Source organism: Thiobacillus denitrificans (assembly GCF_001530125.1).
GTDB lineage: Bacteria > Pseudomonadota > Gammaproteobacteria > Burkholderiales > Thiobacillaceae > Thiobacillus > Thiobacillus denitrificans_C.
This window is the reverse complement of record NZ_LDUG01000018.1, coordinates 120,534-139,055: the sequence shown is the minus strand read 5'-3', so window position 1 is coordinate 139,055 and position 18,522 is coordinate 120,534. Positions and strand designations below refer to the sequence as shown.

The following is an 18,522-nucleotide window of genomic DNA, read 5'->3' as shown; positions in this document are numbered from 1 at the left end:
GCTTTGGCCCGTTCGCGGGACCACGCCCAGGCCTTCGCCGCGCACCGGCCATAGCATGAAGGATTGATCCTTGCCGCCGTAAAACATGCGCGCGCCATCGAGCGCCACGTACCAGGCGTGTGCCGGGCTGATGGCCGCCGTGGTCGAAGTCCAGTACCAGCCGTTGAACACATCGATGAACGGGTGTCGCTCAGGCAGCGCAGGAAATTTGGTTTGCAGACTGAGCAGGCTGCGCAATTCGCGGCGATTGGGCATGCGCCAGTCGCGCTGGCCGAAGCGCTGCTCGCGGTTCATGGCCGCGACGAAATCGAGCGCTTCCTGCCAGGTGAGGGGAAATTCTGCGAGCCCGGCACTGCGACACCAGATCAGGCCGGTCAGACCATCCATGACCTCGTCGTCGCGCACGTCGAAGCGCGGTTCCGGCCAGGGTATGCCGACGGCAAACGAGGCGTCCTGGCCGGAACCCTCGCACGCAAGCTCGCGTCCATCGTCGGCATGGCAGGTGCGTTGGCCGGTATGCAGATAATGGCAAGCGGTCAGGCTTTGGCTCATCATTGGTGAATTCCAGGTTTTAACCCACGCCGATCAATCGCGGTACGTTGGGTGTGTGGCTTTTAACAATCGGGGCGCTTTTTAGATCCTTGATTGTTGACGGTGATGCCATCGATATTTTGTACAAAATCTTTCATGGTGTTTTTGCAGTTGACGAATCAGGTCTTAAGAAATTCCAGCAGGAGCGTTTCGATGAGTTCCGCGAGGTCGTCGGCATAATGTCCATTTCGTTGCCATGCCAGGGCTGGCTCGAGCGGCCATGGCCGCGCCGGTCATGGCCGCGCCGGTCATGGGCAATGCAGCGATAGCCGTGGGCGGCCAGAAACAGCATCTGCGCCTCCCAGCTATCCGCACTGAAGGGCCAGCCATGGCTGAACCACCACAGGCTGGCCCCTCAGTCCTTGTAATAGATATGCGTACCGCCTTGCGTCGTGATCGTGCCAACTGCTTGTCCCCTTTTTGATCATCGACCTCTCATGCTCGCCGTCAAGCCAGGGTGGCCTACAGCACCCGCATGAATGCCACCAGATCCTTCTTCTCCTGTTCATTCAGCTTCAATTCCAACACGAGATTGAAGAACTCCACCGTGTCATCCAGCGTCAGCAGGCGGTCATCGTGCAGATACGGCGGCGAGTCTTTGATGCCGCGCAACGGGAAGGTCTTGATCGGGCCGTCGGCCGACGCCTTGCGACCGTTGATCGTAACCGTCTTGAAGAAGCGCTCTGCCCTCAAGTTGTGCATGAGGTTGTCGGTGTAGTACGGCGGGGTGTGGCAGGTCGCGCACTGGCCCTTGCCGAAGAAGACATTCTGGCCGCGCATTTCACTCCCGCTGGCTTTGGCGGGATTGAGCTTGCCGAAAACGTCGAGCTTCGGCGCGGGTGGGAAGTCGAGCAAGGCCTGAAACTCCGCCATGAAATGCACCTGGCTGCCGCGTTCGAGGACGTTTGTGCCTTTTCGCGCCGCGTCGGCCGGGATGCCGTCAAAGTAGGCGGCACGCTGCTCGAACTCGGTGAAATCCTCCACGGTTTTCAGGGCACGCTGGGAACCGAACAGGCGCTGAACGTTCACCCCCCGAAGCGAAGGTGTGTCGATCCGATGGCGATGCTCATTGGGCCGAATGTCGCCGACCGTGTGGGTGGCGGCGTTGGTATGGCCGTTGGCGTGACAGTCGAAGCAAGCAACGCCCTGAGAGGCCTTCAAGCTGCGGCGATCTTCGGTGGCGTTGAACTGCTGTTGGGGAAACGGCGTGAGCAGCATGCGCAATCCTTCGAGTTGCTTGGGATTGAGGATGTCTTTGAACAATTCGTTGAAGTTGGCGTGCGTTACCAGTTTCCCTTGCGAAACGTCGCCGAGATCCGGCCGCGTCGTCAGATAGATCGCTGCCGGGAAATCAGGCAGAAAATGATCCGGCAAGTCGAAGTCGAGGTCGAAACGGGTTAAATCACGATCATTCTGCTTCTTCGTTTCCTCGATGAGGAACTCCGGGAAAATCATGCCGCCCGCTTCATGGTGGGGATGCGGTAACGGCAGAAAGCCGGCCGGCCAGAGCTGCTTTGCCTTGACTTCCTCCGGCGACAGGGCGGCGAGTTTCTCCCAAGTCATGCCACTGGGCAACTTGACGCGTATCCCATCTTGAACCGGCTTGCCGCGCGACATGCTCGTTTCCTTGGCCGGCCGGTCAGCGAGGTCATAGCGTTCTGCGAGCAAGGCTTGCTGGCGCTGCGCGAACTTCGGTTTCTCCGCTTGAAGACGTTTTATCAGCGTGGGGAAGTCTTCGACAGCGGGAGTTTGCGCAACACTCATGATGGGTAAAACTATGGCGACACCAACGACAAAAAGTGATTTTTTGTTCATGTTCCATACTCCTTTTAGTCAAGGGAGGGCTAGATACTCAGGCGGCCAGCCCTCCTGTACCGACTACCTAACGTAGTTGTGAAAAAAGTCATTTTTTGAAAAACCCTCCGCCATTTGTTTGTAGTGAATTTTGAAGTGCGGGCAACCGTCAGAACCTGATAAATTCAAGCAGGTCGGCATTGAGTTGGTCTTTGTGTGTGTTCGCGAGACCGTGGGGGGCGCCCGGGTAGATTTTCAGGGTCGCGTTTTTGACCAGCTTCGCTGCGTTGAGCGCAGCGGCGCCGATCGGCACGATCTGGTCGTCGTCGCCATGAATGATCAGCGTCGGCACGTCAAATTTCTTCAGATCTTCAGTGAAATCCGTTTCGGAGAACGCCTTGATGCAGTCGAAGGTGTTCTTGTGACCGGCCTGCATCCCCTGCAGCCAGAACGAGTCGATCATGCCTTGCGAAACCTTGGCGCCCGGCCGGTTGGCGCCGAAGAACGGGCCGCTGGCGATATCCTGGTAGAGCTGCGAGCGGTCGGCGATGGCGCCCTGGCGTATCTCGTCGAACTTCTCCATCGGCAAGCCGCCGGGATTGGCTGCCGTTTTCAGCATCAGCGGCGGGACGGCGGAGATCAACGCGGCCCTGTCCAATCGCTTGGTACCGTGGCGGCCGATATAGCGGGCAACTTCGCCGCCGCCCATGGAAAAGCCGATCAGCACGATATCCTTCAGGGCCAGCGTTTCGATGAGTTCCGCGAGATCGTCGGCAAAGGTGTCCATCTCGTTGCCATGCCAGGGCTGGCTCGAACGGCCATGGCCGCGCCGGTCATGGGCAATGCAGCGATAGCCATGGCTGGCCAGAAACAGCATCTGCGCCTCCCAGCTATCTGAGCTGAGGGGCCAGCCGTGGCTGAACACCACGGGCTGTCCTGCGCCCCAGTCCTTGTAATAGATCTGCGTACCGTCTTGCGTGGTGATCGTGCTCATTGCTTGTCTCTCCTTTTTGAACGGCGGGGTCGTCGACCTCGCTATTGCAGGCGCAAGCCCAGTGAGTTCCCCAATGCCATCACTGCGTGAGCGGGTATTTTTCAACGGAGCCGCCTCAGGTGCATCCACGCAGGAAATACAGCACCACCAAAATCGGAATCGGGATTCCCACGAGCCAAAGCAAAATCCACCCTATCTTCCCTTCTTCTTTGTTACGCATAGCGCTGTTCCTTTCTTTCAGACTTGGAATTTTTCCTGATTTTTTGCATTTCTTTTATGCCAAGGTTCGAACGGACTTTTCCCGGTCCCATTGGCGCGTCTTGGCCGCTGCAATAAATGCGTTCTTGTCGTTGGCATCCACAACGCCCGCGTCCTGTCCGACATTTGCATTTTTCAGAAGCACCTGGCCGCCCTGGTCGATGGCGATGGCCTTGAGGTGACCGAACGCGTCGCGCACGAAGTCGATCGCGGCGCCTTCCATCGACAGCGCTTTTGCGCCCTTGTCGGAAAGGATGACGGCGACTGCGTCGAACAGCACGGATGGCGTACCCGCCAGTTGCCCGTCTGCCGCCAGCATCGTGCCATCGGCCAGCTTCGCGCCGCCCACAGTGGGGGCGATGATTTTCACGCTGGCGCCTGCATCGATCGCGGCCTTTTTGATTTTCTTGATGACAGCGCCATCCGAGCCATCCGCGATCAGGATGCCGATCGCGCGCCCCGCGAGCGTGGCTTTCATCTTGCCGATGATCTGCAATGCGGGCGATGGCGCCATCTTCTTCACAGGCGCTGCCGCCACCGGCGCATCGGGCAGGGTGTCCAGACCAAGGCCCGCAGCGACCCGCTTGGCCAGATCTTTTTCGATATGAAGCAGGTGGCCGACCATGACTTCGCGGATGTGCGGATGCTCGACCTTGGAAAGCTCGAATACCAATGCCGAGGCGATATGCGCCTGTTCATATGCGGTCTGGCTGAGATAGAACTGCCGCGCCTGGCTGTAATGGTCGGCGAAGCTTTCGGCGCGGATGCGGCCTTTCTCGCCGGTTTCCGTGATTGCGGCGCTGTGAAAGCCATTGGGCGTTTCCCGCGGCGAGTTGTCGGACAGGGAGTTGGGCTCATAGGCGACCCGGCCCGCCGGCTGCGCCATCTGCATGTGTCCGTCACGTTGATGGTTGGCAAACGGGCACTTGGGCGCGTTGACCGGGATCTGGTGGAAATTGGGCGAACCCAGTCGCGAAAGCTGGGTGTCGAGATAGGAGAACAAACGGCCTTGCAACAGCGGATCGTTCGAGAAATCGATGCCCGGCACCACATGCGAAGGGCAGTAAGCGACCTGTTCGGTTTCGGCGAAGAAATTGTTCGGCCAGCGATCCAGCACCATGCGGCCGATCACTTTCAGCGGCACCAGTTCTTCGGGAATTAGCTTGGTGGCGTCCAGATGGTCGAACGGGAAGCTGTCCGCCTGTTCCTGCGTGAACAGTTGCACCGCGAATTCCCACTCGGGGAAATTGCCGGCCGCGATGGCGTCGAACATGTCGCGGCGGTGGAAATCCTGATCGGCGCCGGAGATTTTGACGGTCTCGTCCCAGATGGTGGACTGCAGGCCGAGCTTGGGACGCCAGTGGAATTTGACGAAGGTTGATTCACCGGCGGCATTGATCAGCCGGAAGCTGTGCACGCCAAAGGCTTCGATCATGCGCAGCGACCGTGGCAAGGTGCGATCAGACATGATCCACATCACGGTATGCATGGACTCAGGCGTGAGCGATATGAAATCCCAGAAGGTGTCGTGCGCGGTCGCCGATTGCGGAAAGCCGCGGTCGGGTTCCATTTTTACAGCATGGATGAGGTCGGGGAATTTGATGGCATCCTGGATGAAGAAAACCGGGATGTTGTTGCCGACCAAATCCCAGTTGCCTTCCTTGGTGTAGAACTTGACGGCAAACCCGCGTATGTCACGCGGGGTGTCGACCGAACCCGCGCCGCCTGCGACCGTCGAGATGCGCGTGAACACGGGGGTCTTCTCGCCGACCTCGGTGAGGATCCTGGCGCTGGTGTATTGCTTCAACGAGGCGGTCAGCTCGAAGAATCCATGCACGCCCGTCGCGCGCGCGTGAACGATACGCTCGGGAATCCGCTCGTGATCGAAATGGGTGATTTTTTCGCGGAGGATGAAGTCCTCCAGCAGCGCGGGGCCGCGCGGGTTGGCCTTGAGCGAGTTTTGGTTATCGGAAAGGCCGAGGCCCTGGTTGGTGGTGAGCGCCGGGTGCTCGCCACCCGCGACCTGGTGCAGTTCGCCGCCGACAGCCCGGTGTGTGTCTCTGGCCGGGGTCGAGCCTTTTGCCTGTTTGCGTTTCCCAGTACCCGTTGTCTTTGCTTTGCTCATGATCGATCTCCTGGATGAGTCACGCCGGCCTGCCGGATAGCGGCTGTAATGAGTAACAGTTATAGGCGGCAGACGATTTTTGACAAGCCGCACCGGGTCAAACAGGATGTATTTTTTCCCGCTATTTGGCGTCATCAATGAATGCGCTTGTCACTGCTGCACCTTAGGCGGGCATAACACGTGCGTCTGTACGGTGGCGTACACCAGAAATTTTTGAATTCGATTACGCTGAACGTGTCGGACACTGATCAAGCACAAATATCGAATACTCCAGCCCCCCAAGGCACGATGGTGTCTTGCCATGCCTGGCGAATTCACTACCCGGCAATACAGCCATCACAGTCACGTCATACTGGACACTCAATGAATCGATCGAGCCATGACTAACGCACAATGGTTTCTGCTCGTGGGTGGCCTGCTGCTCGCGAGGGGCTTGACTGCGCCGATGCTCCAGCGCCTGCCGGTCACCCCGGCCATTGTCTATCTGGCGGTGGGACTGCTGGTCGGGCCGACGGTGCTCAATCTATTTCACTTCAACCCGCTCAAGGAGTCGGCGTTGCTGGAAGTGCTGACCGAAGTGGTCGTACTGATTTCGCTGTTTTCCGCCGGCGTCAAAATGCCCGTGCCGTTCAGCTTCGCCCGCTGGCGCACCCCGGTTCTGCTGGCATCGGTATCCATGGCGGTCAGCGTCGGGCTGGTCGCCGCCTTCGCCTACACCCTGCTCGGCCTGCCACTGGGTGCGGGCGTCTTGCTGGGCGCAATCCTGGCGCCGACCGATCCGGTGTTGGCGACCGATGTCCAGACCCGTCATCCCGGTGATCGCGACCAGCTTCGTTTCACCTTGACCTGCGAGGCGGGCATGAACGATGGCAGCGCTTTTCCGTTCGTGATGCTGGGGATGGGATTGCTCGGACTGCACGAGCTCGGTGAATTTGGCCTGCGCTGGGCGCTGGTCGATGTGCTGTGGGCCACGGTGGCGGGAATCGCCATCGGACTCATGTCCGGCGCCGCACTGGCCCATTTGGGGCGGAAACTGCGCGGCAATCCACCCCGGCACAAGCTCATGGACGACTTCCTTGGGCTTGGCCTGATCGGGGTGGTGTACGGCTTGAGTGTGCTGGTCGATGCATGGGGATTTCTGGCGGTTTTTTTCGCTGCCGTCGCGCTGCGCCAGACCGAACTCAAACTCGCCGCCGCCATTCAAGATTCCCCGGATCGGCCACAAACCGACCAAATCGAACCGGAAGCGGCAGACGCATGCCCGGATAACGATCCCGCGCCGACCGTCAGTGGAGGATCGCTGGTATTCAAGGAACATCTGGAGCGGCTCTCGGAATTGATGCTCATCCTGCTAATCGGTGGCACGCTGTTTCTCGATTCCTGGAGCTGGCGGGCGGTGGGACTCGCGCTGTTCCTGTTTATGGTGGCGCGCCCGGTCAGCGTCCTCATCGGCCTGATGGGCACGCGCACTGCGTGGCCGATACGCGGCATGGTGGGCTGGTTCGGGGTGCGTGGCATCGGTTCGCTGTACTACCTGATGTACGCCATCCAGCACGGCCTCCCCGAAGAGCTGGCCCTGGATCTGATCCAGTTGACGCTGATCGCGGTCTCGCTTTCGATTCTCGTCCACGGCATTAGCGTCAAGCCGCTGATGAGCCGCTTTTGGCGATACCGCAGGCGTCTGCCAAGGAAAACCCCATGAAAACCGATATATCCCCGCGCCTCAACCTTGCCAACTTGGCGGAAAAATTTGGCACCCCACGGAGGCCATCATGATTGAGATTCGCAAGGGCCAGGCACCGGCCCCACTCGCACGTGCCGAGTTCAGTACCCGGTTTCGGGCTGCCTTCATCGACCCGGCGTTCCGTGTCGAAGATACATCCATTGCGCGCCTCGAAGAGATCGCCTGGCAGGCCTACAACGCGTACCGCAAGTCCCCCTTCACACAGAAAGCGGGCCCGGGATATGCCGATCCGGACTACGACTTATCTTCCGAGTGGGTCGCCACGAAACAGCGCATCGACGCGGCGCAATTGCGCTGGGCCGACCCGGCGAGCGCGTCCCGGGTGTTGCTGATCTGCGGCTCGGCACGCAACGATGGCACCTGCCCGGGTGAGATGTCCAAGACCTTCCGTCTGCTGGGGATCGCTCGCGAAACCCTGGAGCAGGCCGGCATCCAGGCTGACGTGCTCGACCTCAGCCTGCTCAGCTCCGAATACGGCCGCAAGATCCATCCCTGCAAGGGCTGCGTGTCCACCGCGATGTCCCTGTGCAACTGGCCGTGCAGTTGCTACCCCAACCACGCGCTCGACCAGACCAATGACTGGATGGCCGAGATCTACGAGCGCTGGACCGCCGCCCATGCGGTGATCATCGTCTCGCCGGTGTATTGGTACCAGAGCCCCAGCCCGTTGAAGCTGATGATCGACCGCCTGGTGTGCGCCGACGGCGGCAACCCCGATCCCACCGCGACCTCGGGCAAGAATCCCGGCAAGGCAAAAGCACTCGAGATGGCCGGCTGGGACTACCCCCAACATCTGGCAGGGCGCGCCTACGGGTTGATCGTCCACGGTGACGTGGCCGGGATCGAAGACGCGCGCCGCGCCCTGTCGGACTGGCTCGACTGGATGGGTTTCATCGACGCGGGTGCGCAGGCGCGACTGGACCGTTTCATCGGCTACTACGAGCCGTATGCGACCAGCCACGACAGCCTGGACCGGGATGAACCCGTGCAGGAAGAAGCGCGTAATGTGGCGCGTGCGGTGGCGAAGGCCGTGGTCGAGTTGCGTGCCGGCCGCCTCCAGGCGGTGCAGCCGAAGCTGTCGCGTCCACGACCAAAGTAAGTTCATCACGCCGGGGGCGGCGGCAGCGCCTGCTTTCGCTTCCATTAATTCCGGTTCGAATCTGATCCCGGATTGCCCATCGCATCCGTACGACAGCGTACAGACGCTTCGGCGCCCACCGGATAAGCTTGAAATTTTCCGTCTCGAACGGGCCCCCCCCAGGAGAAATCACATGGACCAATACCGCCACCACGTTTCGGGCTTTTTTGCCCACAGCGAAGAAGCCGAAAGCGTGTTTTCCAGGCTCGTCGAGCGGGGGCTGCTGCGCGAACGCCTGCATATCTTCGCATCCGACCCGGCTTCGTCTGACGCCGCGCTGAATGAAGGCAGCAATGAAGTCCTGAAGGACGTTATCGTAGACGGCACCATCGGAGCTGCGGTGGGCACCGGCATCGGCGCGCTGGGGAGCGTGGCGCTGGCGGTGGCAAACGTAAGTCTGTTCATCGCCAGTCCATTGATCGCGCCTCTTGTGATGCTGGGATGGGGTGCCAGCCTCGGCGGTTTGGTCGGCGCCGCGGCCGGTGCCTCGGCCGGCCCCGAAAAGAAGGAAGGATGGTTGTCGGATCTGGTCGGCGATGCAATCGCCAGCGGCCAGGTCGTGCTGGTGGTGGAGACCCGGACGACGCAGGAGACGGCGATCGCACGCGAAGTCATCCAGGCTTCGGTCGGCGACAGCAAGGACATCAGCGCTGTGTGAGCGCCGCCATTCCGCCGCCATCGACGTCGTGCCTATAGCGCCGCCAGCGGCATGCATCATGCCGCTGGCGCGGCCACTTCTGCTTGGCGAGCCAATGTTCGAGCCCACCGTTCGAGCTGGGCGATTCCCTTCTTCTGCGCTGCAATGATCTGCCTTGCCATTACTGTCAAGGCGGGCGATTTTCCGTGCGCAAGTTCCATTTTCGCCAACGCCACGCCTTGCTGATGGTGCATCTTCATCAACATCGCTCCCAGCAAAAATCAGCAAATGACCCGTGTGCAACGGTGTCATCCATGCGGGCATTTTCCCGGGCTATTTTTTGGATGCGCCCTTGTTTGCACTCGTCATCCATCCCCATTTCTGGAAAATTTCCGCGCCGTTCGGGGATTTCAAAAAGTCCATGAACTGCTTCGCCGCCGGGCTCGAGTCCCCCTTTTTGGTCACGACGATGCCGGTGTCCCGATAGATCACATAATCTTTTTCGATGGGCACGACATCGGCCAGGGTCGGGTTGGCCACCTGCCAGATATTCCAGATGAGCCAGGCGTCCACTGACTGATCATCGATCCATGCCTGCTTGGCCAGGGCGCTGTTTTTGGCGTATTTCACGATGTTTTTACGGAGTGCGCGCACTGACTTGATATCGCCCTGACGACCGGCGGCATCCTCCCACACGCCATTCTGGCCGGCGCCATTGACGACCATGACACGGTAGCCAGGACGAAACAAATCACGCAATCCTTTAATGTTCTTGGGGTTTCCGGGACGCACCAGGATCGAAAAAGGACGCAGGTAGAGTGGCTCGACGCGCGTCTCATCGATTTGAGCCTCCATCGCCTGGGCAAAGTCGGTCATCATGGTTTCTGACCCACTGTAGATCAAGTCCGCGTCGCGCTTCGCCTGTTCGAGCCACTCTGGAGTAGGTCCGGCCGTTACAACAACAGGTGTTCCGGTTTTCTGTTCAAATGCCTTCGCGGCTTCCTTCATGGCAGGTGCGGGGCCTCCCGGACCGTAGACGCGTAGACCCGCGCTCGTTTGGGCGGAGGCCTGGTGCGTGCCGAATGCGGTTAATAACAGCAGAAATGTTGCCGCCATAATCAAAATGTGGGTCATGCGGTCGCTGCTTGCTACGCTGGCTTTCATGGCTTTCTCTCCTTGGTTGAACGAAAATAGTTGCTCACAATGCTCACCGCATGGGCGGACCGACAGGTGATGGGACGTCGGGAGCGGATCTTTCCCGGAGAATGAGCACGCCCCGCCGTTGCTCATCATTGTCTCCACCTTGGCGCTGGCTGTCAGTGCGACAGCGAACAGAGCGGTGAATGAATTGCCGCCTCAGGCGACAAGCGGCATCGGCATCGGCAGCAGCCGGTCAGGCAAAGCTGGCCAATGACCTATATGCAACGGTGCCATGCTTGCCACCCTTGAGCTTGGCGCCCCCCGCTCACGCGCCAGATTATATTACCCACATCGTCGGCCACCAGCAACGCGCCTTGCTTGTTCAGCGCCACACCGACCGGGCGGCCGTAGGCATTGCCTGCCTCACTGAGAAAACCGGCCAGCACATCGATGGGCGAACCAGCAGGTTTGCCGTTTTCGAAGGGCACGAAGATCACCTTGTAGCCGCTATGCGGCCGGCGGTTCCACGAGCCATGCTGGCCGATGAACATGCCGTTTGCGAATTCTGCGGACAGCGTGGTGCCGATTGAAGACGCCAGGCCCAGCGGCGCGGTGTGCGGGCCCAGGGCGTAGTCCGGTGCAATCGCGCGGGCCACCAGTTCGGGCCGCTGCGGCTTCACGCGCTCGTCGATATGCTGGCCGTAGTAGCTGTAAGGCCAGCCGTAGAAGGCTCCGTCGCGCACCGAGGTCAGGTAATCGGGAACCAGGTCGCTGCCCAACTCGTCGCGCTCGTTCACCACCGTCCACAATGCGCCGCTGTGAGGCTCCCAGGCCAGGCCGTTCGGGTTGCGCAGGCCGGACGCAAAGATGCGGTGTGCACCGCTCTGTATATCCACCTCCCAGATAGCGGCGCGCTCCGCCTCCACTGCCATGCCACGCTCAGCCACGTTGCTGTTCGAGCCGACGGTCACGTAGAGCTTGCTTCCGTCCGGGCTCGCGATGAGGTTCCTGGTCCAGTGATGATTGATCGGGCCAGCAGGCAGATCCACTACCTTGATGCCGGGCGCGGTAATACGCGTGTCGCCAGCGGCGTAGGGAAAGCGCAGCACCGCGTCGGAGTTGGCCACATAGAGACTATTGCCCACCAGCGCCATACCGAAAGGCGAGCTCAAGCCTGCCAGCAATACCGAGCGCAGATCTGCCACGCCGTCACCATCGGTATCGCGCAGCAGCGTGATGCGATTGGCACTGGGCACGGCAGCGCCCGCCCGCTTCATCACCAGGCCCATCAGCCAACCCTTGATGCCCTTGGCGTCGTCTGGCTTGGGCGGCGTATTGGTCTCCGCCACCAGCACATCGCCGTTAGGCAACACATGCAGCCAACGCGGGTGGTCGAGGCCGCGAGCGAACGCGGTCACGCGCGTGCCCGGTGCCGCCTGCGGCGTCGCACCGGGCGGCCAGCCCTTGGCGGGCGCGATGTTCACGGTCGGAATCAGCGTCTGCTGGGGTGGCGGCAGCGTGGGCTGTGGCCCGGTACCGGCCGAGATCGGCAGCGTGGCCACGCCACCACAGGCGGCAAGTGCCAAAACCACCACGCCAAACAAGAGCGCACACGAGCGCGGTCGCACCAACCTGACCGTGGAGCGGCAACGACCCTTCACAGCAGTCCCAGCAACAGCAGCAAGATGACGATGATCACCACCCAACCCACCACTGGGTCCGTAGCCCCAGTTCTTGCTGTGCGGCCAGGTCGGAATGGCGCCGATCAGCATCAGGATCAGAACGATCAACAGGATGGTTACCAGGCTCATGATTTCTCCTCGAGGTGATGCGGGTCAGTAATCCGCGCGCGTCGGAGTACCGTCTGTTTCCGTACGCAGCAACTGCGCCCGGATTTCACCATTCGGGTACTGCGCGCTGTGCACATTGACGTAAAGCTCGCCGGCCGTGAAACTCGTGTACTGCGCGTCAGTTAGCCTGGCACCGGCGGGGACGACAAAGCTGTCGTTAGCGGTTTGGGTCAGGGTAATGATCGGCGGGCCGTTTTTCCCGACGGCGCCCTCATGAATATGCGCCATCGTCGGGACAAATCCGGAAGTCTTGATGCGGCCACTCACCCTGTGGTCAGTAAACACCGTGATCTGCCCCGACCCCGTCGCTGAAGTGGCCACTGGCGGCACCTCGGCGGCGCCATTCAGGGAAATCGACATGGCCTGCTGGGCGTACAGGTTTGCAGAGGACAGGCGCAGCAGGGCAAGCGGGGCCACCCGACTCAGCAGGCTCGTAATGGATTTGGATGGAGTGTTCATGTTGGCTCCTCGAAAAACACAGGAAAGGCGCACCGGTGACGGACGCCTGAGAAAGCGCTTTATCCGGTTGACGGAGGAGGCCCGTCTACATCGCCCGGTCGGACACCGTTCAACCGATATCTGAGCGGGCGCACAAGCGAAGTGCTAAAACGCCACAGGCAAGCATGCACGATGCACCGGGAGCGGTTTCCATTCCGTTCGGTAACACACACAGGCCACCGGTTGCCCTATGTGCGCTGGCGCACAGCGCAGTGCCTGGTGTGCTGACATCCTTTACCGAATCAGGACAAGGAGTTTTGAATGGACGAGATAATTATTCTAGGCATCGTGGGGAGTCTGCGCAAAGACTCCTACAACCATTTAGCACTCAAGGCGGCGCAGGAACTGGTGCCGGACGACGTGGTGCTGAATCTGGTTGAACTCCATGGCATTCCAGTCTTCAATCAGGACACCGAAATGGCGCTGCCGGCTGCCGTGCTTGAATTCAAGCGACGGATTCTGGCCGTCGATGCCATCCTGTTCGCCACGCCGGAGTACAACTATTCGGTTTCCGGCGTGCTCAAGAACGCCATCGACTGGGCCTCGCGGCCCTATGGCGAGAGCGCCTGGACGGGCAAACCGGCGGCGGTGATGGGGGCTTCTACCGGTGGCCTGGGCACGGCCCGCGCCCAATACCATCTGCGGCAAATCCTCGTCACGCTGGACATGCCCGTGGTCAATCAACCGGAAGTGATGATCGGCAATGCCGCACAGCGGTTTGACCCGGACGGCAGGCTGACCGATGAGCCGACCCGTCAGCACATTAAGAAGCTCCTGGGGGCACTGGTGCAGCTAGCAAAAATCAATCGGGAAAGCAAAATCCAAGCCGGTTGAGTTTGTCAATTCCCGCTTACTGGCTACGCCATGAACTATCCGGAGTTGCTCAGCCAGCCTGCCGTCTACCTACGAACGGGCGTGGTTCTCGCGCCCCGGGTAGTGCGAGCATCCGGGTATCGAAACAGGGCCGTCACCGAACGTCGCCCTAGGTATGTCGCCGCACAAAATGCGCCTGAGGAGGTGGATTGCCTTGTTCTTTCATCGGAAGATTCTATAAAAGTATACGAGTGGTTTTCACACTACTTTTTCTGCAGCTTGGCGCTGCGCGAGGTGCATACGTGGCGAGAAGCCGGTTGCGACAAAGGATGCTTGATTGGCAATTCCGCCAGGCAGGTCCAGAACCAGAGGGGTTTGACATGAACACAGATATCGATGAAGGCCACAGAAAACCGTTCAATGGCGAAGTAAAGGAAGGGATCCCGCCGCGCAGGGTGGTGCTGCGCGGTGCATTGGCGGTGGGGTGTGGCCTGTTGCTGCCAGCCGCACTTTTTGGCTGTGATTCAAAGAAAGGCGAAAACGCAACCGGTGCCGCCCCGGCCCCAACCGACTCTCCAGCCACCAGCCCAGACGCTGCCGCGCCGGCAGAGCCGGTGAAAGCGTCACAGGCAAGCGTGCAGTACCAGGCTCAGCCGAAGGGTGACCAGAAATGCGACGGTTGCCTGCATTTCATCGCCGAGTCCAATACCTGCAAGGTGGTCGAGGGCCAGATCAGCCCCGATGGCTGGTGCATTCTGTGGGTTCCGAAGGCCTGAGTCGTTCCTTCATCAGGCTCGCGCTCCCGGACAGTGCGGGCCTCCCGATACCACACCAAGGCCATCACCGAACGTCGCACTACGTACGCCACCGTACAGACTGCGTCTGAGCATGCGACTAGCCTTGCACTTTAGTCAGATGATTCTATAAAAGCGGTCCAGGCGGTTTCCAGCCCTTTCCTTCTGCAGCAGTCGCTGCGCGAGGTGCACACGTGGCGAGAGGCCAACTGCAACACAGGATGTCCGATTGGCAATTCCGTCAGTCGGGGCCCCAACCAAAGGAGATTGAGATGGACTGGAATATCGTGGAAGGCAACTGGAAGCAGTTCAAGGGCAAGGTGAAAACAAAGTGGGGCAAGCTTACCGACGATCACCTCGATGTGATTGCCGGCAAGCGCGATCAGCTGATGGGCAAGATCCAGGAGTCGTACGGCATCACGAAGGACGAAGCCGAAAAGCAGATCAAGGACTTTGAAGCGCAGAACAAGGACGACCGCGTCTAATGTTCCGCCTGTCCCGCTCACGCTGCGTCACGCGCAGCGTGAGCGGGACAGACACTTTCTTGAAAGCCCTTCATGGCAAGCTACAGACGTCCTAACGACACGGGCTATTCCTCTCCCGGGTGCGCATGCCCCCGCTGCAACGGCCCTGCGATCCGCGTGCCGCGCCGGTTCGTTGATTTGCTCATGAGCATGTTCATCTCGGTCAGCCGCTACCGCTGCCGTTCGATGGACTGCGGCTGGGAAGGCAATCTACGCGTGAAGCAGCATCTCCGGTTGATGCAGGGACCGTGGTGAGCTGCATGACAGTGTGGACAGGCGCACCCGGGGCGTCACCTCCGCGCACTCCTCATGGCAAGCTGCTGATGGCCACCGCGACGATCATCGCGGCAAGCAGAGCGACCGCCACGGCAACATGACGCGATCATGGCCGTAATCGCCAAGGCAAACATAAGGCCTATACCGATGTGCACGCATTCCGGAAAAATCAGTTGGCTTGGCTGACAAGGGTGCTCCTGGCCTGGATCGCGTTTTCCAGCGCGGGGCTGGCCTTTGCCTCCGTGCCGGACACACATTCCGCCGCATCGCTCCACGCCAAATATGCGTCCCTGGATGAGCGCCTCCGGAACAACCCGTTTCGTCGAGCGCTGGCCCTCGACTCTGCTGAATCGTCCAACGAGTTGAAAGGCGATATCTACGCCTTGGTCGATTACCCGTTCTCCACGGTCAGCGCGGCACTCAACAGCCCGGAGCAATGGTGCGATGTGCTGATTCTGCATATCAACACCAAGTACTGCCGTGCCACGACCGATGAGGCCCGCTCGGCCCTGACGATCTACATCGGCAAGAAAACCCCCCAGCCCATCAAGGATGCCTTCCCCATCGAGTTCACCTATCGCGTCGCCGCGGCGACAGCGAATTACCTGGTGATCCAGCTCAATGCGCAGGAGGGGCCGCTGAGCACCCGCAACTATCTCATCCTGCTGCAGGCGGTGCCGGTTGGAAACGGCCAGACCTTTCTGCATCTGACCTATTCGTATGATTACGGATTGGCTGGGCGACTGGCCATGAAGACCTACCTCGCCACCATTGGAAGCGGCAAGGTGGGCTTCACCCGGACCGGCAAACAATCCAGCGGCCAGCCCGAATACATCAGGGGCATGCGTGGCGTGGCGGAACGCAATACCATGCGCTATTACCTCGCCATCGACGCTTATCTTGGCGCATTGGCCAAGCCGCCGTCTATGCAGATCCAGAAACGCCTGCACAGCTGGTTCACCGCCACCGAGCAATACCCCCGCCAATTGCGCGAAGTAAGCCAATCCGTCTATATGAACATGAAACGGAGTGAATATCTGCGTCAGCAGACATCGCAATAATGTGTATTGCAGCCGCCATCGTGCAGCGTGGAAAATGCCCCGCCCGCTTACACAAGGACAGGTCTGAACGAAAACGACGACTGATCAGCCCGGGGAAGAATGGGTTCGATGTTGAACGGGTTTTATCTGCGGAGGCGGTCGGTCAAGCCGATGCCGAAGCCCATATCTACACTTTGACAAGTACATCCTTTAATTAATGAAAGGGAACATCATGAATTTTCTAGGCGCAATCATCCTGGTGGCATTGATTCTGTTGGGGGTTTTCACCCTGGTCAACTGGCCGGTACTCATCGCACCCACCACGCTGTCATTCGTGGCATTCGATATCGAGGGTCCGCTGGGGGTGATCCTGCTTGGCGTCACGCTGGTTCTGGTGGCACTTTTCGTCTTCTATGCCCTGGCGCTGCGCACGAACATGTTGATGGAGTCGCGCCGCCACAATCAGGAGCTGCAGGCACAGCGGAAACTTGCGGAAAGTGCCGAAACCTCGCGCATCAATGAACTGCGCACGCAGATCGAGCAGGAGTTTGCGCAATTGCGCGGTGTGATCCTGGCGGTCGACACGCGCATGGACACGGTGGCGCAGTCGACGAAGCAATCCATCGACGAGGCCACCAACAGCCTGGCCGCCCTGGTCGGCGAGATGGACGACAAGATCGACCGCGCGCTTGCGCGGGGTGGCAGTTAAGGAGACGCTGAATCATTCATTATTTGTCATTGCGAGCGCAGCGAAGCAATCCAGAATGCCAGCGGAATCAACGAACGCTGGATCGCCACGGCCTTGCGGGCCTCGCGATGACGGAATATGTCAGCGCTTCCTAAGGTAACGCTGATCCTGAATTTCTTGCGGTGAAAAAGCCAGGGCTTACAACCAGTATTCCCAGACCCGGGCAAACCATTCCTTCACGCGCAGGTCGAGCGCACGGCGCTGCCACTGTTCGAGCGTGATGGTCTCGGACGCCGCCAGATCCTTGTCGAACATCGCCTGCACCTGTTTGCCAAACGCCGGCCCCAGCACCACCGCGTTCAACTCGTAGTTATGCAGGAAACTGCGCCAGTCGAGGTTGGTCGAGCCAACCGTGGCCCAGACGCCGTCGATCAGCGCGGTTTTGGAATGCAGGATCAAACCCTGCCGTTCATGGATTTTCACCCCTGCGCGCAACAGCCGGTCGTAGTAGTTACGTCCGGCGTGGAACACCAGCCAGGAGTCGGTCTGGCTCGGCAGGATCAGGGTCACGTCGACGCCGCGCCGGGCGGCCGCTTCGAGCACGTCGAGCAACTGCGGGTCGGGGGCGAAATACGCGTTGGTGATATTCACGCTGACTTCAGCGCTGGTGATAGCCGAGAGCAGCGTGGCATAAATCAGGCTGAAGGGTTCGTCGGGCGAACTGCCGATCGCGCGCACCACGTGCGGGCCCGCGTGCTCGGGGGGCGGAAAATAGTTCTTCTCGGGCAGCGGCTCGCCCTTCTGGCTTTCCCAGGTCGCGAGGAACAATTTCTGCAACTCGGCCACCACTGGCCCCTGCAGTTGCAGGTCGGTGTCGCGCCACGCCACGCCGCCGTCGGGCCGCTGACGTGAGCGACGGCTGAACGAGCCGCCGGAATAGACGCTGCTGATGTTGATGCCGCCGAGAAACGCCGTGTGCCCGTCGACAATCAGCAGCTTGCGGTGGTCGCGCTGATTCAAGCTCCATTCCTTGCGTGACATCAAGGGGTTGATGGGGTTGAATTCGAGCACCTGGATGCCGCTGTCGGTCAGTTGCTGGAAGAAGGCCGCCGGCGTGCCGAGGGTGCCTACGCTGTCACGAATGAGATTGACCTGCACACCCTGCCCCTGCTTGGCGATGAGGGCCTGCGCAAAGCGCTGGCCGACCTCGTCGTCGTCGAGGATGTAAGTCTCCATGTTGATATGGTCCCGGGCCGCCATGATGGCTGCGTACATCGCCTGGTAAGTGGCCGGGCCGTCCTGCAGCAACCGTACCTGGTTGCCGGTAGTCAGCGGGCTGCCGACGATGGCCTCTTCGAGCGCCAGGTGGCGCTCGAAGAGGCCGGTGTTCTGGCCGCTGCCTTCCAACCGGTCGAGAATCGCCTTGCTGTGCGCAGCCGATAGCGGCCCGCCCGCGCCTTCAAGTTGCGCGGGCGGGCCGGGGCGTCGCTCCAGGTCGGGAACGATGGTCGGCAGGCTGCTGCAAGCAGCCATGCCGAACAGGCCGAACACGCACACGGCCAGCCAATACCACAGGTGCGACATCCGGCGCGCCGATTTCAAGACCGATGAAAACATC

The 18,522-nt window shown here is 60.3% G+C and carries 17 protein-coding genes; 8 read left to right on the top strand and 9 right to left on the bottom strand.

What is annotated here, in order from left to right:
• The 4 genes from ABW22_RS05945 to ABW22_RS05925 form a co-directional block, all read right to left on the bottom strand.
• Positions 1–555 (bottom strand): DUF1566 domain-containing protein (locus ABW22_RS05945; RefSeq protein ID WP_157648574.1); only part of this gene is annotated, 555 nt, incomplete at its 3' end.
• 498 nt (positions 556–1,053) lie between these two features.
• On the bottom strand, positions 1,054–2,406 hold the full coding sequence (locus ABW22_RS05935; RefSeq protein WP_059753173.1) for a hypothetical protein: 1,353 nt from the start codon (positions 2,404–2,406) through the stop codon (positions 1,054–1,056).
• A gap of 148 nt (positions 2,407–2,554) precedes the next feature.
• Positions 2,555–3,379 carry an alpha/beta fold hydrolase gene (locus tag ABW22_RS05930; RefSeq protein ID WP_059753170.1) on the bottom strand — a complete coding sequence of 275 codons (825 nt, stop codon included), beginning with the start codon at positions 3,377–3,379 and terminating at the stop codon, positions 2,555–2,557.
• A 274-nt stretch (positions 3,380–3,653) separates the two neighbouring features.
• Positions 3,654–5,762 carry a catalase gene (locus ABW22_RS05925; RefSeq protein ID WP_059753165.1) on the bottom strand — a complete coding sequence of 703 codons (2,109 nt, stop codon included), beginning with the start codon at positions 5,760–5,762 and terminating at the stop codon, positions 3,654–3,656.
• Between the two features lie 379 nt (positions 5,763–6,141).
• Between ABW22_RS05925 and ABW22_RS05920 the strand changes: the two genes are divergently transcribed.
• The 3 genes from ABW22_RS05920 to ABW22_RS05910 all read left to right on the top strand — a co-directional run bounded on the left by ABW22_RS05920 (position 6,142) and on the right by ABW22_RS05910 (position 9,302).
• A complete protein-coding gene (locus tag ABW22_RS05920) occupies positions 6,142–7,464 on the top strand; it encodes a cation:proton antiporter (RefSeq protein WP_059753163.1) in 1,323 nt (440 codons plus the stop codon).
• A 70-nt stretch (positions 7,465–7,534) separates the two neighbouring features.
• Positions 7,535–8,605: a flavodoxin family protein gene (locus tag ABW22_RS05915; RefSeq protein ID WP_059753160.1), complete on the top strand. Its 1,071-nt coding sequence runs from the start codon at positions 7,535–7,537 to the stop codon at positions 8,603–8,605.
• A 172-nt stretch (positions 8,606–8,777) separates the two neighbouring features.
• On the top strand, positions 8,778–9,302 hold the full coding sequence (locus ABW22_RS05910; RefSeq protein WP_059753158.1) for a hypothetical protein: 525 nt from the start codon (positions 8,778–8,780) through the stop codon (positions 9,300–9,302).
• 56 nt (positions 9,303–9,358) lie between these two features.
• Here the strand turns inward: ABW22_RS05910 and ABW22_RS05905 are convergent, their stop codons facing one another.
• The 4 genes from ABW22_RS05905 to ABW22_RS05890 form a co-directional block, all read right to left on the bottom strand.
• Positions 9,359–9,541 (bottom strand): DUF305 domain-containing protein, encoded by a 183-nt coding sequence (locus ABW22_RS05905; protein WP_157648564.1) that lies wholly within the window; start codon positions 9,539–9,541, stop codon positions 9,359–9,361.
• A gap of 73 nt (positions 9,542–9,614) precedes the next feature.
• Positions 9,615–10,445 (bottom strand): extracellular solute-binding protein, encoded by an 831-nt coding sequence (locus ABW22_RS05900; protein ID WP_237763247.1) that lies wholly within the window; start codon positions 10,443–10,445, stop codon positions 9,615–9,617.
• 251 nt (positions 10,446–10,696) lie between these two features.
• Complete coding sequence (locus ABW22_RS05895; RefSeq protein WP_082708574.1) at positions 10,697–12,232, bottom strand: PQQ-dependent sugar dehydrogenase; 1,536 nt, start codon at positions 12,230–12,232, stop codon at positions 10,697–10,699.
• Positions 12,233–12,256: 24 nt separating this feature from the next.
• Positions 12,257–12,730 carry a CHRD domain-containing protein gene (locus ABW22_RS05890; RefSeq protein WP_059753149.1) on the bottom strand — a complete coding sequence of 158 codons (474 nt, stop codon included), beginning with the start codon at positions 12,728–12,730 and terminating at the stop codon, positions 12,257–12,259.
• A 300-nt stretch (positions 12,731–13,030) separates the two neighbouring features.
• Here ABW22_RS05890 and ABW22_RS05885 point away from each other — a divergent pair, with 300 nt between their 5' ends.
• The 5 genes from ABW22_RS05885 to ABW22_RS05865 all read left to right on the top strand — a co-directional run bounded on the left by ABW22_RS05885 (position 13,031) and on the right by ABW22_RS05865 (position 16,925).
• On the top strand, positions 13,031–13,603 hold the full coding sequence (locus tag ABW22_RS05885; RefSeq protein ID WP_059753146.1) for an NADPH-dependent FMN reductase: 573 nt from the start codon (positions 13,031–13,033) through the stop codon (positions 13,601–13,603).
• 308 nt (positions 13,604–13,911) lie between these two features.
• A complete protein-coding gene (locus tag ABW22_RS05880; RefSeq protein ID WP_157648563.1) occupies positions 13,912–14,358 on the top strand; it encodes a hypothetical protein in 447 nt (148 codons plus the stop codon).
• 290 nt (positions 14,359–14,648) lie between these two features.
• Positions 14,649–14,861, top strand: a complete 213-nt coding sequence (locus ABW22_RS05875) for a CsbD family protein (RefSeq protein WP_059753141.1) — start codon at positions 14,649–14,651, stop codon at positions 14,859–14,861.
• A gap of 506 nt (positions 14,862–15,367) precedes the next feature.
• Positions 15,368–16,237, top strand: a complete 870-nt coding sequence (locus ABW22_RS05870) for a hypothetical protein (protein ID WP_237763246.1) — start codon at positions 15,368–15,370, stop codon at positions 16,235–16,237.
• 211 nt (positions 16,238–16,448) lie between these two features.
• On the top strand, positions 16,449–16,925 hold the full coding sequence (locus ABW22_RS05865) for a hypothetical protein (RefSeq protein ID WP_059753137.1): 477 nt from the start codon (positions 16,449–16,451) through the stop codon (positions 16,923–16,925).
• Positions 16,926–17,102: 177 nt separating this feature from the next.
• On the opposite strand, the gene cls is transcribed toward ABW22_RS05865, so the two are convergent.
• Positions 17,103–18,521 carry a cardiolipin synthase gene (cls, locus tag ABW22_RS05860; protein ID WP_237763245.1) on the bottom strand — a complete coding sequence of 473 codons (1,419 nt, stop codon included), beginning with the start codon at positions 18,519–18,521 and terminating at the stop codon, positions 17,103–17,105.
• Position 18,522 lies beyond the last annotated feature (1 nt).